This window comes from Pseudomonas sp. Pseusp10, assembly GCF_059492225.1.
Window position 1 is genome coordinate 1,618,096 of record NZ_CP168528.1, and the last position, 19,934, is coordinate 1,638,029.

18 protein-coding genes are annotated in these 19,934 nt (G+C 61.0%); 11 read left to right on the plus strand and 7 right to left on the minus strand.

What is annotated here, in order from left to right:
- Window positions 1-39 precede the first annotated feature (39 nt).
- From ACEN8Z_RS07255 to ACEN8Z_RS07285, 7 genes are all read left to right on the plus strand, one after another.
- Window positions 40-525, plus strand: a complete 486-nt coding sequence (locus ACEN8Z_RS07255; RefSeq protein ID WP_495597191.1) for a cupin domain-containing protein — start codon at window positions 40-42, stop codon at window positions 523-525.
- A gap of 232 nt (window positions 526-757) precedes the next feature.
- On the plus strand, window positions 758-1,402 hold the full coding sequence (gene yfcF, locus ACEN8Z_RS07260) for a glutathione transferase (RefSeq protein WP_495597192.1): 645 nt from the start codon (window positions 758-760) through the stop codon (window positions 1,400-1,402).
- A 32-nt stretch (window positions 1,403-1,434) separates the two neighbouring features.
- Window positions 1,435-2,775 carry a KamA family radical SAM protein gene (locus tag ACEN8Z_RS07265; protein ID WP_495597193.1) on the plus strand — a complete coding sequence of 447 codons (1,341 nt, stop codon included), beginning with the start codon at window positions 1,435-1,437 and terminating at the stop codon, window positions 2,773-2,775.
- 31 nt (window positions 2,776-2,806) lie between these two features.
- A complete protein-coding gene (locus ACEN8Z_RS07270; RefSeq protein WP_495597194.1) occupies window positions 2,807-3,679 on the plus strand; it encodes a branched-chain amino acid aminotransferase in 873 nt (290 codons plus the stop codon).
- Between the two features lie 21 nt (window positions 3,680-3,700).
- The gene (locus ACEN8Z_RS07275; RefSeq protein ID WP_495597195.1) at window positions 3,701-4,459 is read left to right on the plus strand and encodes a TauD/TfdA family dioxygenase; all 759 of its coding nucleotides are present in this window, start codon (window positions 3,701-3,703) and stop codon (window positions 4,457-4,459) included.
- A gap of 67 nt (window positions 4,460-4,526) precedes the next feature.
- The gene (locus ACEN8Z_RS07280; RefSeq protein WP_495597196.1) at window positions 4,527-5,486 is read left to right on the plus strand and encodes a diiron oxygenase; all 960 of its coding nucleotides are present in this window, start codon (window positions 4,527-4,529) and stop codon (window positions 5,484-5,486) included.
- A 14-nt stretch (window positions 5,487-5,500) separates the two neighbouring features.
- On the plus strand, window positions 5,501-6,301 hold the full coding sequence (locus ACEN8Z_RS07285) for an N-acyl homoserine lactonase family protein (RefSeq protein ID WP_495597197.1): 801 nt from the start codon (window positions 5,501-5,503) through the stop codon (window positions 6,299-6,301).
- 251 nt (window positions 6,302-6,552) lie between these two features.
- On the opposite strand, the gene ACEN8Z_RS07290 is transcribed toward ACEN8Z_RS07285, so the two are convergent.
- The 7 genes from ACEN8Z_RS07290 to ACEN8Z_RS07320 all read right to left on the minus strand — a co-directional run bounded on the left by ACEN8Z_RS07290 (window position 6,553) and on the right by ACEN8Z_RS07320 (window position 14,520).
- Window positions 6,553-7,983, minus strand: coding sequence for an aminotransferase-like domain-containing protein (locus tag ACEN8Z_RS07290; RefSeq protein ID WP_495597198.1), 1,431 nt, complete (start codon window positions 7,981-7,983; stop codon window positions 6,553-6,555).
- 382 nt (window positions 7,984-8,365) lie between these two features.
- Window positions 8,366-9,070: a hypothetical protein gene (locus ACEN8Z_RS07295; RefSeq protein WP_108229062.1), complete on the minus strand. Its 705-nt coding sequence runs from the start codon at window positions 9,068-9,070 to the stop codon at window positions 8,366-8,368.
- A gap of 232 nt (window positions 9,071-9,302) precedes the next feature.
- Window positions 9,303-10,130: an ABC transporter permease gene (locus ACEN8Z_RS07300; RefSeq protein WP_495597199.1), complete on the minus strand. Its 828-nt coding sequence runs from the start codon at window positions 10,128-10,130 to the stop codon at window positions 9,303-9,305.
- Between the two features lie 7 nt (window positions 10,131-10,137).
- Window positions 10,138-11,010 (minus strand): ABC transporter permease, encoded by an 873-nt coding sequence (locus tag ACEN8Z_RS07305; RefSeq protein WP_495597200.1) that lies wholly within the window; start codon window positions 11,008-11,010, stop codon window positions 10,138-10,140.
- A gap of 10 nt (window positions 11,011-11,020) precedes the next feature.
- Window positions 11,021-12,133, minus strand: coding sequence for an ABC transporter substrate-binding protein (locus ACEN8Z_RS07310; RefSeq protein WP_007984193.1), 1,113 nt, complete (start codon window positions 12,131-12,133; stop codon window positions 11,021-11,023).
- Between the two features lie 89 nt (window positions 12,134-12,222).
- On the minus strand, window positions 12,223-13,314 hold the full coding sequence (locus ACEN8Z_RS07315) for an ABC transporter ATP-binding protein (protein ID WP_495597201.1): 1,092 nt from the start codon (window positions 13,312-13,314) through the stop codon (window positions 12,223-12,225).
- 300 nt (window positions 13,315-13,614) lie between these two features.
- Window positions 13,615-14,520, minus strand: coding sequence for a LysR substrate-binding domain-containing protein (locus tag ACEN8Z_RS07320; RefSeq protein ID WP_310057277.1), 906 nt, complete (start codon window positions 14,518-14,520; stop codon window positions 13,615-13,617).
- A 150-nt stretch (window positions 14,521-14,670) separates the two neighbouring features.
- On the opposite strand from ACEN8Z_RS07320, the gene ACEN8Z_RS07325 reads away from it, so the two are divergent.
- The 4 genes from ACEN8Z_RS07325 (at window position 14,671) to ACEN8Z_RS07340 (ending at window position 19,835) form a co-directional block, all read left to right on the plus strand.
- Window positions 14,671-16,275: a 5-guanidino-2-oxopentanoate decarboxylase gene (locus ACEN8Z_RS07325; protein WP_495597202.1), complete on the plus strand. Its 1,605-nt coding sequence runs from the start codon at window positions 14,671-14,673 to the stop codon at window positions 16,273-16,275.
- An 82-nt stretch (window positions 16,276-16,357) separates the two neighbouring features.
- Entirely contained in the window at window positions 16,358-18,106 is a 1,749-nt protein-coding gene (locus ACEN8Z_RS07330; protein WP_495597203.1) for an amidohydrolase, read from the plus strand.
- Entirely contained in the window at window positions 18,103-19,083 is a 981-nt protein-coding gene (locus ACEN8Z_RS07335; protein ID WP_495597204.1) for a CobW family GTP-binding protein, read from the plus strand. The genes ACEN8Z_RS07330 and ACEN8Z_RS07335 overlap by 4 nt, the downstream gene beginning before the upstream one ends.
- Window positions 19,080-19,835, plus strand: coding sequence for a class II aldolase/adducin family protein (locus ACEN8Z_RS07340; protein WP_495597205.1), 756 nt, complete (start codon window positions 19,080-19,082; stop codon window positions 19,833-19,835). Before ACEN8Z_RS07335 ends, ACEN8Z_RS07340 begins: the two co-directional genes overlap by 4 nt.
- The last annotated feature ends 99 nt before the right edge of the window (window positions 19,836-19,934 follow it).

Consider the following 19,934-nt stretch of genomic DNA (forward strand, 5'->3'; position numbering starts at 1 on the left):
AGCGCTAAAGTATGGGGAATAAAAAGAAAGGACGTGCGAATGGATAACTTTCAAGGTGCGTTTTTTTCATATAAGGATTTTCGCCAGAGTCTGCATCATCGACCGCCAGGCCCCAAGGTGTGGAAAGGCACCGAACTGGCGGGTTTGCGTCAAACCCTTGAAACCAGTGACGTTGATATTGTCGCGTTGGCCCACGACAAGAGCATTGAGGGCTGTGAAGTGACACCTGGGATGGCGATCGCCATGCAATGGCTGAATCCAGGTGTGACGCTCAACGGCCATGCCCATTCCTGGTGGCATCTGTTCGTCATCCAGTGCGGCAGCGGCGTACTGACCCTCGGCGATGCCGATGAGGTCAACGTCAGCAGCGGCGACGTGCTGCTGGTGCCGGCCTGGACCAGGCATGGCTTCGTCAACACCAGCAAACACGAGCCTCTGGCGATGCTGAACATGAGCAACATGCCGCAAATGGCACTGCTCTCGAACTTTGCCGACAGCCATGGCCTGATCACCACCCAGCCGTAATTTCCCACCGCATCTGCCCAGGGAGCCAACCTTCGTTGGCTCCCTTTTTTGTTTTACAGGCCTGCCCCCCGTATCCCCTTTTGCAGCGGTTTTGGCGGCGTGTCTGCCGGTAAATAACAACTTTCTGTATCGATTGAAACGAACAAATTCTGTATCTATTCAGCCTTCATTCAACTAACTACGATCACTTCAAATGCACGTTAATCCCTGCAGTTGGTGAATGGAGTGTTCTATGGAAAACAGGAAGCTAAAACTGTACATCGGTGCTGATTATGTCAGTGCTTTTGCAATGTCGGCTTTTGTGGCGCTCAAGGAAAAGCAACTTTCATTTGAACTGGTTACGGTTGATCTGAAAGCTCGCGACAACTATCTGGCGAGTTATCGTGATCTTTCGCTGACATGCAAAGTTCCAACGTTGGTTCACGAAGGTTTTGCCTTGTCGGAATCGTCGGCGATTGCCGAATACCTCGATGAACTCTCCCCGGGGCATAAAAAACTTTATCCGCAGGACTTCCAGCAGCGCGCCCGTGCCCGTCAATTGCAGGCCTGGTTGCGCAGTGACTTGCTGGTGGTACGCAAGGAGCGCCCGTTTGACCTGGTGTATTTCGGCAAGAAAAACACCGCGCTGTCCGACGAGGCCCACGCCGCCGTCGAGCGCTTGTTCTTCGTCGCCGACCATTTGCTGGAAGAGGGCGCCGAGCATCTGTTCGGTGACTGGAGCATTGCCGACACCGACCTGGCAATCATGCTCAACCGACTGGTTGCCAACGGCGATCCGGTGCCTGCCCGGCTCGAAGCCTATGTGCGTCGCCAGTGGGACCGTGACAGCGTCCGGGCGTGGATGGACATAGAGCGCAAAGCGCCGGCCATCGCGTAACAACTCTCAGGGCAATCACCAGGAGCGCGGTCATGCAAGGACTGTCGGAGCACGAACGCTACAAACCCTATAACTCACGCACCATCCGCGACACACCTTACTGGCACAAGCTGACGCCGGCGTTGCAGGAGGCCATGACCGTCGTGGCCCGGGTCATGCCATTTCGTACCAATGAATACGTGCTGGGCACGCTGATCGACTGGAACAACATTCCGGACGATCCGGTTTTCCGCATGACCTTTCCCCACAAGGACATGTTGCTGGCGGAGGAATATGCCTCGCTCAAACACTTGATCGAGCAGGATGACAGCGCGGCGATCAAGCGTCGGATCGAGGCGATCTGGCTGCGCATGAATCCTCATCCGGCCGGGCAGTTGACCCACAACGTTGCCACCCTCAACGGAAAAGTCCTGTCGGGCATCCAGCACAAGTACCGCGAAACCGTGCTGTTTTTCCCCGGCGCCGGTCAGACCTGTCACGCGTACTGCACCTTCTGTTTCCGCTGGGCGCAGTTCATCGGCGAAGAAGAGCTCAAGTTCAATGCCCGTGAGTCCCGGGAGCTGGTGAGTTACCTGAGGGTGCACAGCGAAGTGACGGACGTGCTGATTACCGGCGGCGACCCGATGATCATGAACACCCGCTCGCTGGCCGGTTACATCGAGCCGCTGCTGGATTTGCCACACCTGAAGAGCATCCGCATCGGCACCAAATCAGTGGCGTACTGGCCGCAGCGTTTTGTCAGCGACAAGGATGCGCCTGAGTTGCTGGAGCTGTTCCGGCGCATCGTCGCGGCGGGAAAAAACCTGTCGATCATGGGGCATTACAACCACCCGGTGGAGATCCGCCAGGCCATCGCCCGTCAGGCCATCGAGCGCATCCGCTCGACGGGGGCGACGCTGCGCATGCAGGCGCCGGTGATCCGCCACATCAACGAAAACCCCGCCGATTGGGCCGAGCTGTGGACCGAAGGCGTGCGGCTCGGGGCCGTGCCTTATTACATGTTCGTCGAGCGTGACACCGGCCCCAGCCATTACTTCGCGATGCCGCTGGCCCGGGCCTTCGAGATCTTCCAGGCGGCGTACCGCACGGTGTCCGGGCTGGCGCGCACAGTGCGCGGGCCGTCCATGAGCACCTTCTACGGCAAGGTGTTGATCAACGGCATCGAGACTGTCGCCGGGGAAAAGGTCTTCGTCTTGCAGTTCCTCCAGGCGCGCAATCCGTTATGGGTGTTGCGCACGTTCTATGCGCGCTTTGATCCGCAAGTGACCTGGTTCGACGACTTGCAGCCGGCATTCGGTGAGCGTTCGTTTTTCTTTCAGAGCGAACCCGCAGCGGTGCCCGAATTGATACCCGTGTTGCTGGAAACGGCGTAGGAAAAATCATGAGCAATGGGGAGATATGGACATGAGCAGTATCCCGTTTGATCAACGCCAGGGCGTTATCTGGCTCGACGGCGAGTTCGTCGAGTGGTCCCGGGCGCAGTTGCATGTGTTGACCCATGGCCTGCATTACGCGAGCACCGTGTATGAAGGCGAACGGGTCTACAACGGCAGGATTTTCAAGCTGCGCGAGCACAGTGAGCGGCTGTATCGCTCGGCGCAAATGATGGACTTTGCCATCCCCTATGAGCTGGCTGAACTGGAAGCGGCGAGCCATGAACTGCTGCAACGCAACCAGGTCGTCGAGGGTTATCTGCGCCCGGTGGCCTGGCGTGGCAGTGACATGATTTCCACCTCGGCGCGTTTCAACCGTGTACATGTGGCCGTCGCTTGCTGGCAGTGGCCGAGCTATTTCGACCCGGCGGCGCGGATGGCCGGCATCCGCTTGAAAACCGCGAGCTGGCGCCGCCCGCCACCGAGCAGCAGCCCGTTCGAAGCCAAGGCATCCGGGCATTACCAGATCGCCACGCTGAGCAAGCACGATGCCGAGAACACGGGTTACCACGATGCGCTGATGCTCGACTGGCGCGGCCATGTCGCCGAAGCCACCAGCGCCAATGTGTTCTTCGTCAAAGGCCGGACGCTGCACACGCCGCTGCCGGATTGTTTTCTCAACGGCATCACGCGGCAGACCGTGATCGAGTTGGCCAAAGCGCTGGACTATCAGGTCGTCGAACGCACGATTTTGCCTACGGAGCTTGGCGATTTCGACGAGTGTTTTCTCACCGGCACCGCCGCCGAAATCACCCCGGTGCAGAGCATCGATGAGCAGCGCTATCGGCCGGGCGACGCCTGCCGCGACTTCATTGCCGCTTACACCTCAACCGTAAACGCCTGATCACCTGCCAGGAATCTCACCATGTCAGATCAAGGGATTGTTGCGTCTCAACCTTACATTTCGCTCGGCCATCGTCATGAAGAACTGTCGACGTTGGGCTGGACGGTGCTGACTCCGGACGAATTTGCCGATGATGTCGTAGGCACCTTGCAAGAGTTCGGTCCGATCATTCCGCAGTTCAACGGCCAGATGGCTTTTCCCATTACCCGCAAACCGGGTTACGAAGACTTGCCGTACTCCCAGAGCATGAACGGCATCGGCCCGCACACCGAGGCGCCGGTGTACGGGCCGCCGCCGCGCTACCTGGCGTTGCATTGCCATAAACAGGCGACCTGTGGCGGCGGGCATACCGGCCTGGTGGACGGTTATGAGTTTCTCCGCGTCCTCGAACGCAGCGAGCCGCAGCTGCGCGAATGGCTCGATGACACGCCGGTAGAGTTTGTCGCCACCGCCAAACCGGGCGAACCGGGACAACGGCGGGTCAAGGAGTACATCCTCACGCCTACGGAGGACGGGGATATTTTCCGCTTCAGCTACAACCAGTTTCACTACGGCGATGTGAATCCGTCCAAGGAGGCGTTGCAGCAATCCCTTGTCGTCAACAGCACCTCGCCACTGGCCAGATTTGCCGTGCTCGGCGAAGCGTACTTCGTCGAGCACAACATTCCGGTGCTGATTCCCGACGGATGCCTGCTGATTTGGGATAACTGGCGAATGATCCACGCGCGCAGTCGTTACACTGACCCGGCGCGCCACCTGACCCGCTATTGGCTGGCCTGATTTTTCCGTCGCCCTTCATTCTTTTGGCGTACCCCCTGGCGGGTACGCGCCTTACAGGTATCGCGTCATGCAAACAGCAATCGAGATCGCCCAGGTCGATCATCAACTGATCGTGCGGCTCAACCAGGCCTGGACCAAGCGCGCCTCCGTTTGTGCGCCGGACAGGGCCCAGATCATTGAAGCGTTCGACCCGCTGCGCCCGGATTACCCGGAGTGCATGGTGCCGTTTTTCCATCACCCGAAATTCCAGGCCTTGAGTGACGAGCTCAAGAGCAGCGTGGTGACCTGGGGCTGGATCGGCTACAACCTGCGCACCGTCACCGCCGAGGAACATGTGGTCAACCCGGCACTCAGCGTCATCGCCAATCAGTATCTGGGCAAGGACGACTGGCATTTTCGCGAGGCCATGCAACAGACCCTGATCGACGAGCACTACCACACGCTGATGCACCTGCGCGCCATCGAACGGACCAGACTGGAGCGGGCACTGGATCAGGATCTGGACTTGCCGCCGTCCGTCACTTACCTGCGCCTGAAGGCCTTGCATGCAGAGCTGCCCGAGCAATGGCAGCGGGATCTGGCGGCGATCACTTTTGCGGTGGTGGCTGAGATCAGCGTCAACGCCTATCTGGACCTGCTGGCAGACGACCAGACCATCCAGCCGCAGAACCGTCGGGTGGCCGAGCTGCACAACCGTGACGAATATGCCCACAGCAAGGTGCTGGCCGAAGTGGCGAAGGTCATGTACGCGAACATGCAGCCGACCCAGCGGGAGTTTTTCGCTCGCAACCTGTCGGTGGCGCTGAGTGCTTTTATCGCTCAGGACTACTCGATGTGGGAGGCGATTCTGACGCAACTCGGGGTCGAGGATGCGGCGCTGATCATTGCCGACACCCGCGAGAGCAACAAGAACGCGACCATCATGCGCGACTACAGCGGCCTGCATAAGCTGGCACAGGAGCTGGGCATCAGCGACCAGATCGATTTCGACTTCCGTCCGACCCTCAAAACCACGGCGGCCGCCTGAGCCCGGAGGTGTCTATGTCCGTTCCTGTGTACGAAGTGTTCGCCATCCGCGTCGGCGCCAACGCCCAGCGCACCGCCCGGGAGAACTTTCTCTACGACGCCTGCTGCGGTGATCCAAATGCGCCGATGCCACTGGATTACTACTTCTGGGTTATCCGCAACGAGCAACAGGTGATCGTGGTCGACACCTGTTTCCAACCGGCCACGGCGGACCGGCGCAATCGTCAGATGTACCGCCTGCCGGAAGAATCCCTGCGGCAACTGGACATCGATCCGGCGCAGGTCGAGCACCTGATCCTTACCCATTTGCATTGGGATCATGCCGGCAACCTCGGGCTGTTCCCGAAGGCGACCGTGCATTTGCAGGAAGCAGAACTGCGTTTTTGCACCGGGCCGAAAATGTCCCATCGCACGGTGAACAAAACCTACGAGGTCGAGGACGTGATGTCGGCGCTGCCGCCGCTGTTCGAAGGGCGGATGCGCTTGCACGGTGGAATCGTCGAGGTGGTTCCCGGCGTGACCCTGCACCCGGTGGGCGGGCATACGCCCGGCAGTCAGGTGGTGCGGGTGGCGACCGGGCGCGGCTGGATTGTGCTGGCCTCGGATGCCGCGCACCTGTGGGTCAACATTCGTGAGCGCAGCCCGTTTCCGATCCTCGATGACCTGGCGCAAACCCTCGAAGCCTTCACCGAGATCGACCGCCTGGCCGATGGCGACGACCACGTCATCCCCGGTCACGACCCGCTGATCGCCGAGCGTTTCCCGCACTGGAATGATGACCCGCATATCATCTGCCTGCATCAACCCCCGATCTGAACCCCACCCTAAAAACCTGTGGGATCGGGCTTGCTCGCGAAGGCGTCAGCACATTCAACATTGACGTGACTGACACAGCGCTTTCGCGAGCAAGCCCGCTCCCACAGTTGATTGTTGTCGTTCATCGATTTTGTATTTGCCGAAGGTCCCCCTGTGGGAGCGGGCTTGCTCGCGAAGGCGTCAGCACATTCAACATTGATGTGTCTGACACAGCGCTTTCGCGAGCAAGCCCGCTCCCACAGAGGGTAGTGTTAGCCCTGAGCTTTCAGGATTTGGCCCAACGTCTGCAAAGCCTCATCAATCCGCGGCGAATACGGCGTGCCGCAGCCAATGCGCACAAAGTGATCGAAACGCTCGGTGTTGGAAAAGATATCCCCAGGGGAAATCTGGATGCCGACTTTCAGCGCCTCGTGAAAAAACGCCATGGATGAATGCCGGCGGGGCAACTCCACCCATAACAGCGTGCCGCCTTGCGGATGGGTCACACTGGTGCCGATGGGGAAATAACGGGTGATCGCCGCGCTCATCTGCGCGCGTTGTACGGTCAGGGTTTTGCGCAAACGCCGCAGGTAACGTTCATAAGACGGTGTGCGCATGAATTCGCTGACCGCCAATTGCGATAACGCTTCGCACCCCCGGGACTGCGTATGCTTGAGCATCTCCACACGGTCGTGCCATTTGCCGGCGCTGATCCAGCCCAGGCGCATGCCCGGTGCCAGGGTTTTGTTCAGCGAGGCGCAATAGATCACGTTGTCGGTGCGGTCCCAGTGTTTGAGCGTGGACAGCGGCTGCTCGGTGTCCACCAGGTCGCCGTAGGTGTCGTCCTCGATCAGCACGGTGTTGTGCTCGGCGCACAGTTTCACCAGCCGTGCCTTGTTGGCGTCGGGCATGATGCTGCCCAGCGGGTTTTGCAGGTTGGGGATGACGATCAATGCCTTGACCCGTTCCGGGCCTTGCAGCAGCAGTTCCAGGGCCGCCAGATTGAGCCCGGTGTGGGCCGAGGCCGGGACTTCCAGCACCCGCAGGCTCAGGCTTTCGAGAATTTGCAGCAGACCGTAGAACGTCGGCGACTCCACGGCCACGGTGTCGCCGGGGCAGGTGACCGCACGCAAGGCCAGATTGATCGCTTCGGTGGCGCCGTTGGTGATCACAATCCGTTCGGGGGCCAGGTGGGTCTTGCTGGCCAGTGCCCGCCGGGCCAGGATGTTGCGCAATGCGCTGTTGCCGCTGGTCGAGCCAGCGGTACCGAGCAGGCGGGCGTCGTAGCGTAGGGATTTGACCATGTTGTCCTGCAAGGTCTTCAGCGGATAAAGCTCCGGCGCGCAGTAGGCGCTGGCGAAGTTGACCTTGATCGTCGCCCGCTGACTGGCCTTGAGCACCGTTGAGACTTGTTCATGAATGCCGACATAGGCACTGGTATCCAGCGCTGGCACCGAGGCAGCCGGGGCGGGCTTGGGCAGGGTGTCGGGCTGGCGAATGTAGTTGCCGGAGCGTGGCCGGGCCTCCAGCACGCCATAGTCTTCCAGCTCCCGGCACACCTGCACGGCGGTTGACAGGCTGACGGCGTGTTTTTCCATCATCAAGCGGATCGAGGGCAAGCGTTCACCGGTTTTCAAGGTGCCGCTGCGGATAGCGTCCAGGTAGTGGTTGGCCAGCTGGCGATACAAGGGGGTCGTGTTCATGATGACCTCGGCAGTTGCACCACCGAGGTCTGGGCTGGAAAGTGAGTTGACGCTCCCCGCAGGCGGACCCGTGGTGCTCATGGGTGAAGGGAAGTGGTGTTCTGCGTCGATACTGGAAGAGTAATCGCGGTTTTGCCCGAATCACGGGCAATAAAAAGCCCCGCACGGATGGCGGGGCTCTTGAGTCAGTCGCTGAGGACCTTGTGGCGAGGGGGCTTGCCTGTGGCGAGGGGGCTTGCCCCCGTTGGGTGGCGCAGCCACCCCAATCAAGCTATTTGAGTCTTTCAGGAAAGCCGCATTCACCGAGTTTACGACGGCTTCGCCGCCGAACGGGGGCAAGCCCCCTCGCCACAGACAAGCTCGCTAGCCACAACATCAGGTATTACTGCGCGGCGATGCTGTACCCATCGAACGCCGTCTGCTGCTGCAGGGCGGTGATGATGTTCTTGCGGTTGACCGCTTGCTCGGCGCCGCTGTTGTCCAGGAAGGTTTCGCTTTCCAGTTCCGCCTCATCGCCTTCACCCACGAAGGTGAAACCGAGGAATTCCAGGGCTTCACGGTCGACGTTCAGGCGCGAGCGCGGCGTGCGCAGCGGCAGGGTGACGCTGATGCCATCCTTGCTGATGGTGAACACTTCGATTTCTTTCTTGGCCTTGGCGGCCTTGCTCTTGCCACCGCTCGGGTTGCTGATGGCCTGGTGCGTCTGGTTCAGCACCTTCAGGGCCAGGCCGTAGACGATTTCCTGGAACGCCGGGTCGTCCTTGAAGCTGGAGAGGATGCGGCTGATCGGGAACTTGCTGCTCAGGTCTTCGAGCGCGGCGATGTCCGCTGCTTCGGCGTCCTTGAGCTGCTTGAGCTGACCCATCAGCTCGTAGGCCTTGTCGTCATCGAAGCTATCGTGGGCCTGGCGGATCGCGGCGCGCAGTTCGCGGATCTGGTCGCTTTCGCGGGTGGACTGGAAAGCGTCCAGGACCATCTCGCTGATGGTTTTCGCCTGGGGCACGTGCTGTGAAAGATTGATGGAGTTTTCGTATTCCGCTTTGGACGACAAGGTGACTACGGATTCAGCGGTATTGGAATCGGACATTGAAATTTCACTACTTCTTTGAACTTGAATAGGGGCGAGAAAGCCCGGGGGCTTTTTCAGGCCGACTAATCTATTGGACCGGGGCGGTGTTGTCACGGATCAACAGGCGGCTGGTCATGTTTTTCGCCCCCCTCCCTTGTAGGAGCGAGCTTGCTCGCGATTGACGTTAACGATAACGCGTTCATTCTGGGTGAACGCGGTGCCCTTGAGACCATCGCGAGCAGGCTCGCTCCTACAGGGATTGCGGCTTCTGCGCGCGCTTGTCCGCCAGATGCTGAACCACCAACCGGCCGATCAATACCAGCAAGGTCAAGCTGATCAGCAACACCGAAATCGCCGCGACGCTTGGGTCGACGTTATCGCGCAAGCCGCTCCAGATGCGCTTGGGCAGGGTGTCGACGTTGACGCTGGTGATGAACAGCGTGACCGCCACTTCTTCCCAGGACAGGGCGAAACCCAACAGCGCGGTGGAGGCCAGACCCAGTTTCAGGTTCGGCAGGATCACCATGAACGTGGTCTGCATCAGGCTGGCGCCAAGGTTGCGCGAGGCCAGTTCGATGCGCCGGTCGATCTGGCTGAGGGCCACCAGCATGGTCACCACGCCGTACGGCACCACCATGATCACGTGGGCGATCACCACGCCGGTCAGGGTGTCGTAGCCCATGCCCGGCGCGAAGCGACCGAGCTTGGTCTCCATGAAGTACAGCACCAGTGCGGAAATCACCGGCGGGATCGCCATTGGCAACAGCACCAGGCCCATCAGGGCCGTGGCCCATTTGGAGCGCATGTACCAGATACCGAGGCTGAAACTGGCGGCCAGCAAGGTGGCGATGACGCTGGTGGCCAAGGCGATGGTCAGGCTCTGGCTGATGGCGTGGAACCAGTCCGGGTTGCTCACCAGCGCTTCGTAGTGGCGCAGCGACCAGTTGCCTTCGGGCATCGACAGGAAGCGTTTGCTGGTGAACGACACCGGAATGACCGTCAGCAGCGGGAACAGCATGAAGGCCATGGCGACCACGGCCAGCAACCGGGTACTCAGGCTTGTGCGATGGGTATTCATAATGATCTCAGCCTACCAGTCGGTTCACGCGGGTCATTTTCAACAGCACCCAGATCAGCGCGCTGACCAGGGCCAGCAACACCACGCTCAGTGCCGCCCCCAGGCCCCAGTTGCTGGTCTGGAACATTTGCAGGAACACGTACTCGGCGATCATCACCGTTTGCCCGCCACCCAACAGCACCGGGGTGATGAAGAAACCCAGGCAGAACACGAAGACCATGATGAACGCGCCCAGAATGCCCGGCAGGGTCTGCGGCAGCAGCACTTGCCAGAAGGTGCGCAAGGCACCGGCACCCAGGCCGCGCGAGGCCATGAGCACACGTTGGTCGAGTTGACGCATGGTCGACAGCAGCGGGAACACCGCGTACGGGATCATCACGTGGAGCATGCCGATGACCACGCCGATTTCATTGCGGCTCAGTTGCAGCGGCTGATCGATCAGGCCCATGTCTATCAAACCGTTATTGAGCACACCGTTGCTGCGCAGGGCGATCAACCAGCCAAAGGCCCGTACCAGCACCGAAATCCAGAACGGGATGAAGATGCAGATCTCCACCACCCGCTGCCAGAACGGCGGGCTGAACACCCAGCAGTAGGCCAGCAGATAACCGATCACCAAGGCCAGGCCACTGACGGTCAGGCACAGGCGCAAGGTGCGCCAGAGCATTTCGTGGATCGCCGGGTCCGTGGCGATGCGCTGGTACTGCTCGATGCCCGGAGTGGGCAGTGAGAAGCTCCAGCCGACCACGCCGAGAAACGGCAGCACGTAGAAGACCAACAGCAACACCGGCAGCGGGAACAGCAGCATGCTGCGCTCCAGGCCCGGCGAACTGAAGCGGGGCTTGGGGGTGGTCAGGGTTGAGGTCAGGGTCGTAGTCATGGTCAATGGCTCACTTGGACAACCGCGTCAGATACTCTTCCAGGGCTTTGGAGTAGTTGTCGGCGTACCACTGGGCATTGAGAGCGATCTGTTTTTTCAGGTTGTCTTCGGACGCGCAGTTGCCTTCCAGTTGCTTGGCCGACATCAGTTTTTCCGTGGCGCTGTTCGACGGGCCGTTGCCCAGCAATTCAAACAGCTTGAGCTGGCCTTCGGGTTGCAACGCTTGCTGGATGAACTGCATGGTAGGTTGAGTGCCGCCCGGGTTGCCGTTCAGCACGGCCCAGCTGCTGGAATTGATGAAGCCGTTGTCGAAGCTCCAGCGCACGCGGTTGTCGGTGTCTTCGCTGAGCAGCTTGGCGCGGGTGTGCCAGATCGCGCCCACCGACACTTCACCGTCGACCATCAATTGCTGACTCTCGGCACCCGAGCTCCAGAACGACAGGACGTGAGGCTTGATCTCGTCGATCTTCTTCATCGCCCTCGGCACGTCCAGCGGGTACAGCTGATCGGCCGGAACTCCGTCGGCCAGCAACGCCGCCTCGAGCATGCCGTTCATCCACTTGTACAACGTGCGCTTGCCGGGGAATTTCTTCACGTCCCAGAAATCGGCCCAGGTCTTCGGCCCGTTGTCGCCGAATTTTGCGCTGTCCCAGGCCATGACATAGCTGAACTGGTAGCTGGCGATGCCGAAATCGGAGGAGAGCGCCGGGGCCACTTGATCGCGCTTGATCACGTTGTAGTCCAGCGGCTGCAGGATCTTTTCCCGGCCCAGCACGATGGCGCTGTAGCTCTCGACGTCGACCACGTCCCAGCTTGGTTGACCGCTGGCCAGTTGCGAGCGGATTGCGCCTTCGGTCGGGCCGGCGCCGTCGATGCGCACCTGGATGCCGGTGTTCTTGGTGAAGGTGTCGGTCCACGCCGAACGGAACGCGTTGAGAGCATCGCCACCCCAGTTGACCACCACCAGCGGCTTGTCCGCCGACCAGCTGATGCCGCTGCGCAGCGCCAATGGCACCGCGGCCAGCAGGCCCATGGCCTGGATGAAGGTGCGACGGTTGATCTGACCGTCGCGGGCCTTTTCGATAAGCACTTCGATGCAGTCTTGTTGGTGATCCTGGCGCATGGGCAAGTCCTCAGTTGGCGGGTGTCTGCGTGGACACCGGCCTTTTTGTTGTCATTGGAAGAGAGCTTTGTGACGCAGCTTTTTTGGGGTCAGGCCTGTAGCAGAAAGCTTTGCTGCACCGGCCAGCTCAGCCACACCGGTGCACCGCTGGCCATCGACGCGCCTGGGTGATTGCCGGGGACGGACAGGTTGATCGGCAACGTATCGCCGCCGACCTTGAGTGCCAGATGGGTACTGGAGCCTTGATAGACCTTGTCGGTGAGTTGTGCGGGCATCACGTTGTAGCCGTCCCGGGTCGGGCACTCGCTGTGCAGTTCCATGTGCTCGGGGCGCACGGCCAGTACGATCGGCGCCTGGCTCAGTGCGTTCGGCGCCTGGGCATGCAATACGCTGGTGCCGCAGCGGCCGCTGGCGGTCTGGCCGTTGCGGGTCAGGTTATCCAGCGCGAACAGGTTCATCTTGCCCAGGAACTCGGCAACGAAACGACTCTCGGGGCGGTTGTAGATGTTTTCCGGGGTGTCGACCTGAGTCAGCTTGCCGTGGTTGAAGATCGCGATGCGCGAGGACAGCGCCAACGCTTCGTTCTGGTCGTGGGTGACGAACACGAAACTGGTGCCGACCTGACGGTGGATGCGTTGCAGCTCGGTTTGCAGCTGTTCGCGCAGGTTCTTGTCCAGCGCCGACAGCGGCTCGTCGAGCAACAGCAGTTCCGGCTCGAACACCAGCGCCCGGGCAATCGCCACGCGCTGCTGCTGACCACCGGACATCTCGGCGGGTTTCTTGTGCATGTGCGCACCGAGGCCGACCACTTCAAGGATGTGCTTGACCCGGCGGTTGCGTTCTTCGGCCGCGACTTTACGGATGCGCAGCGGGTAGGCGACGTTGTCGGCCACGCTCATGTGCGGGAACAGCGCATAACCCTGGAACACCATGCCGTAGTTCCGCTTCTCGGCGGAGCGCTTGATGATGTCGACGCCTTGTTCCATCAACTTGCCCGAGGTCGGGCTGAGGAAACCGGCCAGTATCATCAGCAAGGTGGTCTTGCCCGAGCCGGACGGACCCAGCAGGGTAAGAAATTCGCCTTGGCGAACGTCGAGATCGACGTTATCCAGCGCCGCGAAACGGCCGTAATACTGGCTGATACCTTGAGCGCTAAGCTGAATCGCTGAACGGCTGGACACTATGGAGTTCCTCTTTTTATTGCCCATAAGACGTACGAGGACGGATGCGAATCCGAAATGGGCTTTGGGCTTATTATTGTTAAAAATATCGCTACATCAATGGAATTATTTTGCTCGTATTGGTTAGTTTTATTGAACAAATAAGCTGTGTATTTCGCCTCGGCCAGAGGCCCCGAAATAGAGCTTCTACCCTGTGGGAGCGAGCTTGCTCGCGATAGCGATGTATCAGGCGACATCAATGGTGACTGTGGTGGCCTCATCGCGAGCAAGCTCGCTCCCACAGGGGAATGTGATGTGCTTTTACAGGGTGTCCTGCCAGGTCTGGTGGGACGATTGCAGCTGTGTCTTGACCCAGTTGCTGAAGGCCTGGACCACCGCGCGATCGGCTTTTTGTGGGTCGGCGACCAGGTAATAGCCACGGTGCAGGTCGATGCTGATGTCGAACGGACGTACCAGCAAACCCTTGGACAAGGCATCGCCGCTGATCAGGTTGTCGCCGATGGCGATGCCCTGGCCGGCTATGCAGGCGGATTGCGCGCAGTGGGCGTCGGAGAACAGGATGCCGCTCGTCGCGTTGACCCCTGAAGCACCGGCAGCGGTCAGCCACACGCGCCAGTCCGAATAGTCGGTCATGTGCAGCAGCGGGTAGGCACTGAGTTCCTGCGGGTTTTTCAGCCCGCTCAATGCGTTGATCAGGCGCGGGCTGCACACCGGGAAAAAGCGCAGCGCCACAATCTCTTCAACGACCATTTCCGGCCAGTCGCCGATGCCGTAGGCAATGAACAGATCGGTGGCGGGGTTGTTGGTGTCGTCCGGTGTCCGCGGCGAGATCAGCTGCAATTGCACTTGCGGGTACTGCCGCAAGAAGGCGCCGATGTGGTGGCACAGCCAATAGGTGGCGAACCCCGGCGCGCAACTGACACACAGCCGTCCGGAAATCTCCTGGTCATCGACCAACTGCCCGGCGTCCAGCAGGTTCAACAGAATCCCGTGCACTTCCCGCGCATAGCGTTCGCCCTGATACGTCAGGCCGATGCCCCGGCCAATGCGCTCGGTCAGGGCGAAACCGACACATTCCTCAAGCTTGCTGATCTGGTGGCTGATGGCGCTGCGGGTCAGGTTCAGTTCACGGGCTGCGATCGACACGCTGCCTGTGCGGGCAACCGCATCCAGCGCGCGAAGGGCTGTCATCGAAGGAAAACGCATAAATCATCCCGTTATTGTTTTGAGTGGCTCATATGGTGACGTAAATCGAACAGTCAGGCCAAAAAAAATCGATTGTTGTATCGGTTGATTCAACAATACTAGCCCCATTCGTCGTTGGGCCACCGTGGCCCTTGATCCAGGAGGTGCTGCATGCCCCGTTGTGCCCAGGCGCTCGTTCAGTTGCTGGAAGGCTATGGCGTTGAAACTGTCTTCGGCATTCCCGGCGTGCACACGGTCGAGTTGTATCGCGGCTTGCACGGCAGTCGCCTGAAGCACATCAGCCCGCGCCACGAGCAGGGCGCCGGGTTCATGGCCGACGGTTATGCCCGGGCCAGCGGCAAGCCCGGGGTGTGCTTCATCATCAGCGGTCCAGGCATGACCAACATCATCACCTCCATGGGCCAGGCCTATGCGGATTCGGTGCCGATGCTGGTGATCTCCACCTGCAACCGTCGCGAACACCTGCGCCTGGGCCATGGTCACCTGCATGAGCTGCCGGATCAGCGCGCGCTGGTTGCCGGGGTCTGCGCTTTCAGCCATACGTTGCAGCACCCGGCGCAATTGCCGGAAGTACTGGCGCGGGCGTTTGCCTTGTTTGGCTGTACGCGGCCGCGGCCGGTGCACATCGAGATTCCGCTGGATGTGCTGGAAATGTCCGCCGAAGGTCTGGACCTGCGCCCGCGTCCGTTACCGGCAGCGCCTGCCCCGGCGCCGGAAGCCATTGATGCTGCGGTGGCCCTGATCGGCAACGCGAAGCGTCCATTGATCCTCGCCGGTGGCGGCGTGCGCCGGGCCGCTGAAGTCCTGGCCGCGCTCGCCGAACGTCTTCAGGCCCCCGTGGCGTTGACCACCAACGCCCGTGGTTTGCTGGCTCCCGAACATCCTTTGCTGCTCGACGGTGTGCAGTCGTCGGCCCATGGTCGCGAACTGTTCGCCGAGGCCGACGTGGTGTTGGCCGTCGGCACCGAACTGGGTGAAACCGACTATGACTTTTTTGGCCTCGGTCCACTGGCGTTCAAGGTGCCGCTGATTCGTCTGGACATCGACCCGATGCAAGTGCTCGGTGTGCAGACAGCTACAGTCGGATTGCTCGGTGATGCCGGACAGGGCTTGCGTTCGCTGCTGGCGCGACTGCCACAACGTCAGGCTGTTGCCGGTTGGGCGGGCGAGCGGGTGAGCCGGGTCAACGCCATCGAACGGGCTGGCTGGAACGCGCAGCAGAGCCGCATGCAAGCCTTGCTCGATACGCTCCGTGATCACTTGCCGCAGCCATTGATCGTCGGCGATTCGACGCAACCGGTGTACCAGGGGGCCCTCGGCTACCGTGCGCCAACCCCTAATAGCTGGTTCAACGCCGGCAGCGGCTACGGCACTCTCGGCTACGGTTTGCCCGCCGCCATCGGTGCCAAGCTGGCCCGACCGCTGCGCCCGGTGGTGGCGTTAGTCGGCGATGGCGGCTTGCAGTTTTCCAGCGCCGAACTGATCGCCGCCAAAGAGGCCGGCGCCGGCGTGATCCTGCTGCTGTGGAACAACAGCAGCTACGGCGAAATCCGCGACTACATGAATGCCAAGGCGGTGCCGTTGCTGGGGGTGGACATCCTCACGCCGGACTTCGCTGCGCTGGCGCAGAGCTGTCACGTCGCCCATCACCGGGTGAGCCATCTGCACGGCTTGCGCGAGCTGCTCGGGCAACTCGGCAATCGCCATGAACCGGTGATGATCGAGGTCGACGCCACAACGTTTCTGGCTGACTAAAACAACAACAATTTTTTCAGGTCGCCGACACGCACAACGCCCGGCGGACCTTTCAATCTCCCTGAACTCAAAGGTGGCTTACATGGCTGAGTCCGATAACTTTTCCTCTACCCATTCCGTGCAGGGGACCTACGCCGACCTGATCCTCGCCAACGGGCGTATCTACACCCAGGACCCGGCCAACCCGTGGGCCGAGGCCGTGGCCATCCGCGACGGTAAGTTGATCGCAGTCGCCAGCCTCGGCCAGATCGAGATGTTCAAGGGCCCGAACACCCGCGTGCATGACCTGCAAGGCGCGTTCTGCATGCCCGGCCTGCACGACATGCACACGCACCCCGACCTCGCGCTGGCACCGCGCTACGCCGATGACCTCGACGTCGGCATCGAAGACCCGACCCCGGAACAGCTGCGCGAAAGCATCCTCGCCTATGCCGACAGCCATCCCGGCGACGGCTGGATCTATGGCCAATACTGGGTGCGCTACACCTTCCGCGAGGCGGGTTTGACGCCGGGTCGCGAATGGCTCGACAGCGTGATGCCGGACCGTCCGGTGGCGCTGCTCGACCGTATGTGGGGCACCATGATGGTCAACTCCAAGGCCCTGGAACTGGCCGGCATCGACCGTCACACGGCCGACCCGCGCAACGGTTATTTCGAGCGTGACGAGCTGAGCGGCGAACCCACCGGCCTGATGATTGACGGCGCCTACGCGATGATCCACGCGGCCATGCCACCGACGCCGGTCAGCGTGTTGCGCCGCGCCTATCGCGATGGCGTGCATTTCCAGAGCTCGCGTGGCGTTACGGCGAGCAAATACGTGCACGTCTGCGAACAGCGTTTGCAGGCCCTCAAGGAACTGGACGACAGCGGCGAACTGACGGTGCGCATCGAAGCGGCGATCAGTTGGCAGGACGACATCTTCCCGGTGCGTCGCCGCTGGGAGCTGCTGGCCGGTGAACGTCACTACTACCGCAGCGCGCGCCTGAGCGCCAACGCGGTGAAGTTCCATTTCGACGGCACGGTCGAGCCGAAGTCTTCGTACCTGCTGACCCCGTGGCCGCAGGAATCGAGCTGGCGCGGCAAGCTCAACCTGACCCCGGAACACATCACCGACATGGTGGTGGACATGGACCGCAAGGGCATCCGCGTGATCGCCCACTGCACCGGTGACGGCGCCTCCGACGTGTTCCTCGATGCCGTGGCCGAGGCCCGTCGTCGCAACGGTTTCAGCGGTGTCCGCCACCAGTGCGCCCACAGCACCTTGCTGCACCCCGGCAACCTGCCGCGCTTCAAGGAACTGAATGTCATCGCCGAATTTTCCCCGGCCGCCTGGTACCCGACGCCGTTCGCCAGCGGCGCGCGTTCCGGCTATGGTCAGGAGCGCCTCAAGCGTATCTACGATTTCAAAGGCGTGCTCGCCGCCGGTGGCACTGCGGTGATGGGCACCGACTGGCCGGTGGCGTCCATCGACCCGTGGCTGGCGCTGGAAACCATGATCACCCGGCAGAACCCGTGGAACGACGATCCGGCCTGCTTCGGTGACCCGATCAGCCTCGAACAGGCGCTGACCGTGATCACCAGCAACGGCGCCGTGGCCATGGGCCTGGAGCACAGCACCGGGAGCCTGCAAGTGGGCAAGTCGGCGGACCTGATCGTCATCGACCGCGACCTGTTCGCTGCACCGGCACGCAACTACATCCACAAGACCCAGGTGCTGCTGACCTTCGTTGAAGGGCAACTGGTTTACGACCGCCATTCAACGTTGGAAGCAGTCGGCCTCAAAGCCGTCTGGCAGGGCGAACCACCGGTGCTGGAGGGCAAGGCAGAATGACTTCTCCACGTATCGCCGTGACCGTGGTGTCGGGTTTTCTCGGCGCCGGTAAAACCACACTACTCAACCGTATGGTGCGCCGTGCCGAAGGCAGTCGGCTGGCGGTGATCGTCAACGATTTCGGCGAGCTGAACATCGATGCGGCCATCGTTTCCGAAGTCACCGACGCGGTGTACAGCCTGCAAAACGGCTGCATCTGCTGCACCGTGCAGGAAGACCTGCTGGCGCAGCTTGGCAGCCTGGCGCAGTTGCAGCCAAGGCTGGAGCGCATCGTCATCGAGTGCAGCGGTGTGTCCGACCCGCAGCGCATCGTGCAAACCCTGGCCTACCCGCAACTGCGCAGCCAGATGCAACTGGACATGGTCATCACGGTGGTCGACGCCACCCGTCATCTGCAACTCGATGGTGAGTACGCACGCCTGGCTAGGGCGCAGGTGGCGGCTGCCGACTTGTTGCTGTTGAACAAGACTGACCTGGTCGATGAATCACAGCTGCAAACGCTGCGCGATGCATTGGGCGCCAGGACTCGCGTGCATGAAAGTGTGCAAGCCGAGTTGCCCGATGCGTTGTGGCTGGATACCGATCTGGACCTTGAGCCTCGGGCACAGAAACCGCTGACCCGGGTGTCCGCTGGCGATCATGGCGAGATGTTCAGCAGCTGGTTGTGGCAGAGCAACGCGGCCCTCTATGTTGAGTGCTTGCGTGGCTGGTTGAGGGCGCTGCCCAGTGATGTATTCCGGGTCAAAGGCCTGGTGCTGCTGACGCCGGGCAGCACGGCGCACTGGCTGCAACATGTCGGCACGCGCAGTCAGTTTCTGCCGGCACTGGATGACGCCCGGGCCAACTCAACACGCCTGGTGTTCATCGCTCGCCGGGGCTTCGATGGCTGGGATGCCCTGGGGCAAGGGCTGGAAGATTGCACTGTGAAAGACTGCACCGTGAAAGAGAGCACCGTAAAAGAGAGCACCGTGGCATGACATTGACAGAGCAACGTCTGCGTGAAGAACTGGCGGCCTGCTACCGCTTGATTGCGCACTTTCGCATGACCGATTTGATCTTCACCCACATCTCGGTGCGCATTCCGGGGCCGGAGCATCATTTTCTGATCAACCCTTATGGGCTGATGTTCGACGAGATCACCGCGTCCAGTCTGGTCAAGATCGATCTCGATGGCCACGCTGTGGAGCCGTCGCCGTACCCGGTGAACCCGGCCGGTTTCGTGATTCACAGCGCCATCCACGGTGCCCGTGACGATGCGCAATGTGTGCTGCACACCCACACCAAATCCGGGTGCGCGGTGGCGGCGTTGAAGTGTGGGTTGTTGCCGGTCAATCAGATTTCCATGGAGTTCTACGGTTGTGTCGCTTATCACGATTACGAAGGTGTAGCGCTGGACTTGAGTGAGCAACAACGGCTGGTGGCGGACATGGGTGACAAGCCGGTGATGATGCTGCGCAACCATGGTTTGCTGACGGTGGGCGAGACGGTAGGGCAGGCGTTCATGCGTATGTACTACCTGGAAAAGGCCTGTGAGATTCAGTTGGCGGCGCAAGCTGCCGGTGAGCTGGTGCTGCCGTCGGCCGAGATTTGCGCGCACACCGAGCGGCAGTTCAATGATCCGGGGCGGCCGCTGGAAGAAGGCGAGTTGAGTGATCCGGATGCCATGCAACTGGCGTGGGCGGCGTTGTTGCGAATGCTGGATCGAGTGGCGCCGGGGTATCGGGACTGATCTGAATCTCGGGTTGTTTGTGCCTGCCTCATCGCGAGCAAGCTCGCTCCCACAGGGTTAGTGGGTGTACGCAAAATCTGTGAACACCCGAAAACCCTG

Bases quoted from the DNA above. Each gene is read 5' to 3' on its own strand.
- ACEN8Z_RS07255 (WP_495597191.1), top strand. From the start codon at position 40: ATGGATAACTTTCAAGGTGCGTTTTTTTCATATAAGGATTTTCGCCAG.
- yfcF (WP_495597192.1), top strand. From the start codon at position 758: ATGGAAAACAGGAAGCTAAAACTGTACATCGGTGCTGATTATGTCAGT.
- ACEN8Z_RS07265 (WP_495597193.1), top strand. From the start codon at position 1,435: ATGCAAGGACTGTCGGAGCACGAACGCTACAAACCCTATAACTCACGC.
- ACEN8Z_RS07270 (WP_495597194.1), top strand. From the start codon at position 2,807: ATGAGCAGTATCCCGTTTGATCAACGCCAGGGCGTTATCTGGCTCGAC.
- ACEN8Z_RS07275 (WP_495597195.1), top strand. From the start codon at position 3,701: ATGTCAGATCAAGGGATTGTTGCGTCTCAACCTTACATTTCGCTCGGC.
- ACEN8Z_RS07280 (WP_495597196.1), top strand. From the start codon at position 4,527: ATGCAAACAGCAATCGAGATCGCCCAGGTCGATCATCAACTGATCGTG.
- ACEN8Z_RS07285 (WP_495597197.1), top strand. From the start codon at position 5,501: ATGTCCGTTCCTGTGTACGAAGTGTTCGCCATCCGCGTCGGCGCCAAC.
- ACEN8Z_RS07290 (WP_495597198.1), bottom strand. From the start codon at position 7,983: ATGAACACGACCCCCTTGTATCGCCAGCTGGCCAACCACTACCTGGAC.
- ACEN8Z_RS07295 (WP_108229062.1), bottom strand. From the start codon at position 9,070: ATGTCCGATTCCAATACCGCTGAATCCGTAGTCACCTTGTCGTCCAAA.
- ACEN8Z_RS07300 (WP_495597199.1), bottom strand. From the start codon at position 10,130: ATGAATACCCATCGCACAAGCCTGAGTACCCGGTTGCTGGCCGTGGTC.
- ACEN8Z_RS07305 (WP_495597200.1), bottom strand. From the start codon at position 11,010: ATGACTACGACCCTGACCTCAACCCTGACCACCCCCAAGCCCCGCTTC.
- ACEN8Z_RS07310 (WP_007984193.1), bottom strand. From the start codon at position 12,133: ATGCGCCAGGATCACCAACAAGACTGCATCGAAGTGCTTATCGAAAAG.
- ACEN8Z_RS07320 (WP_310057277.1), bottom strand. From the start codon at position 14,520: ATGCGTTTTCCTTCGATGACAGCCCTTCGCGCGCTGGATGCGGTTGCC.
- ACEN8Z_RS07325 (WP_495597202.1), top strand. From the start codon at position 14,671: ATGCCCCGTTGTGCCCAGGCGCTCGTTCAGTTGCTGGAAGGCTATGGC.
- ACEN8Z_RS07330 (WP_495597203.1), top strand. From the start codon at position 16,358: ATGGCTGAGTCCGATAACTTTTCCTCTACCCATTCCGTGCAGGGGACC.
- ACEN8Z_RS07335 (WP_495597204.1), top strand. From the start codon at position 18,103: ATGACTTCTCCACGTATCGCCGTGACCGTGGTGTCGGGTTTTCTCGGC.
- ACEN8Z_RS07340 (WP_495597205.1), top strand. From the start codon at position 19,080: ATGACATTGACAGAGCAACGTCTGCGTGAAGAACTGGCGGCCTGCTAC.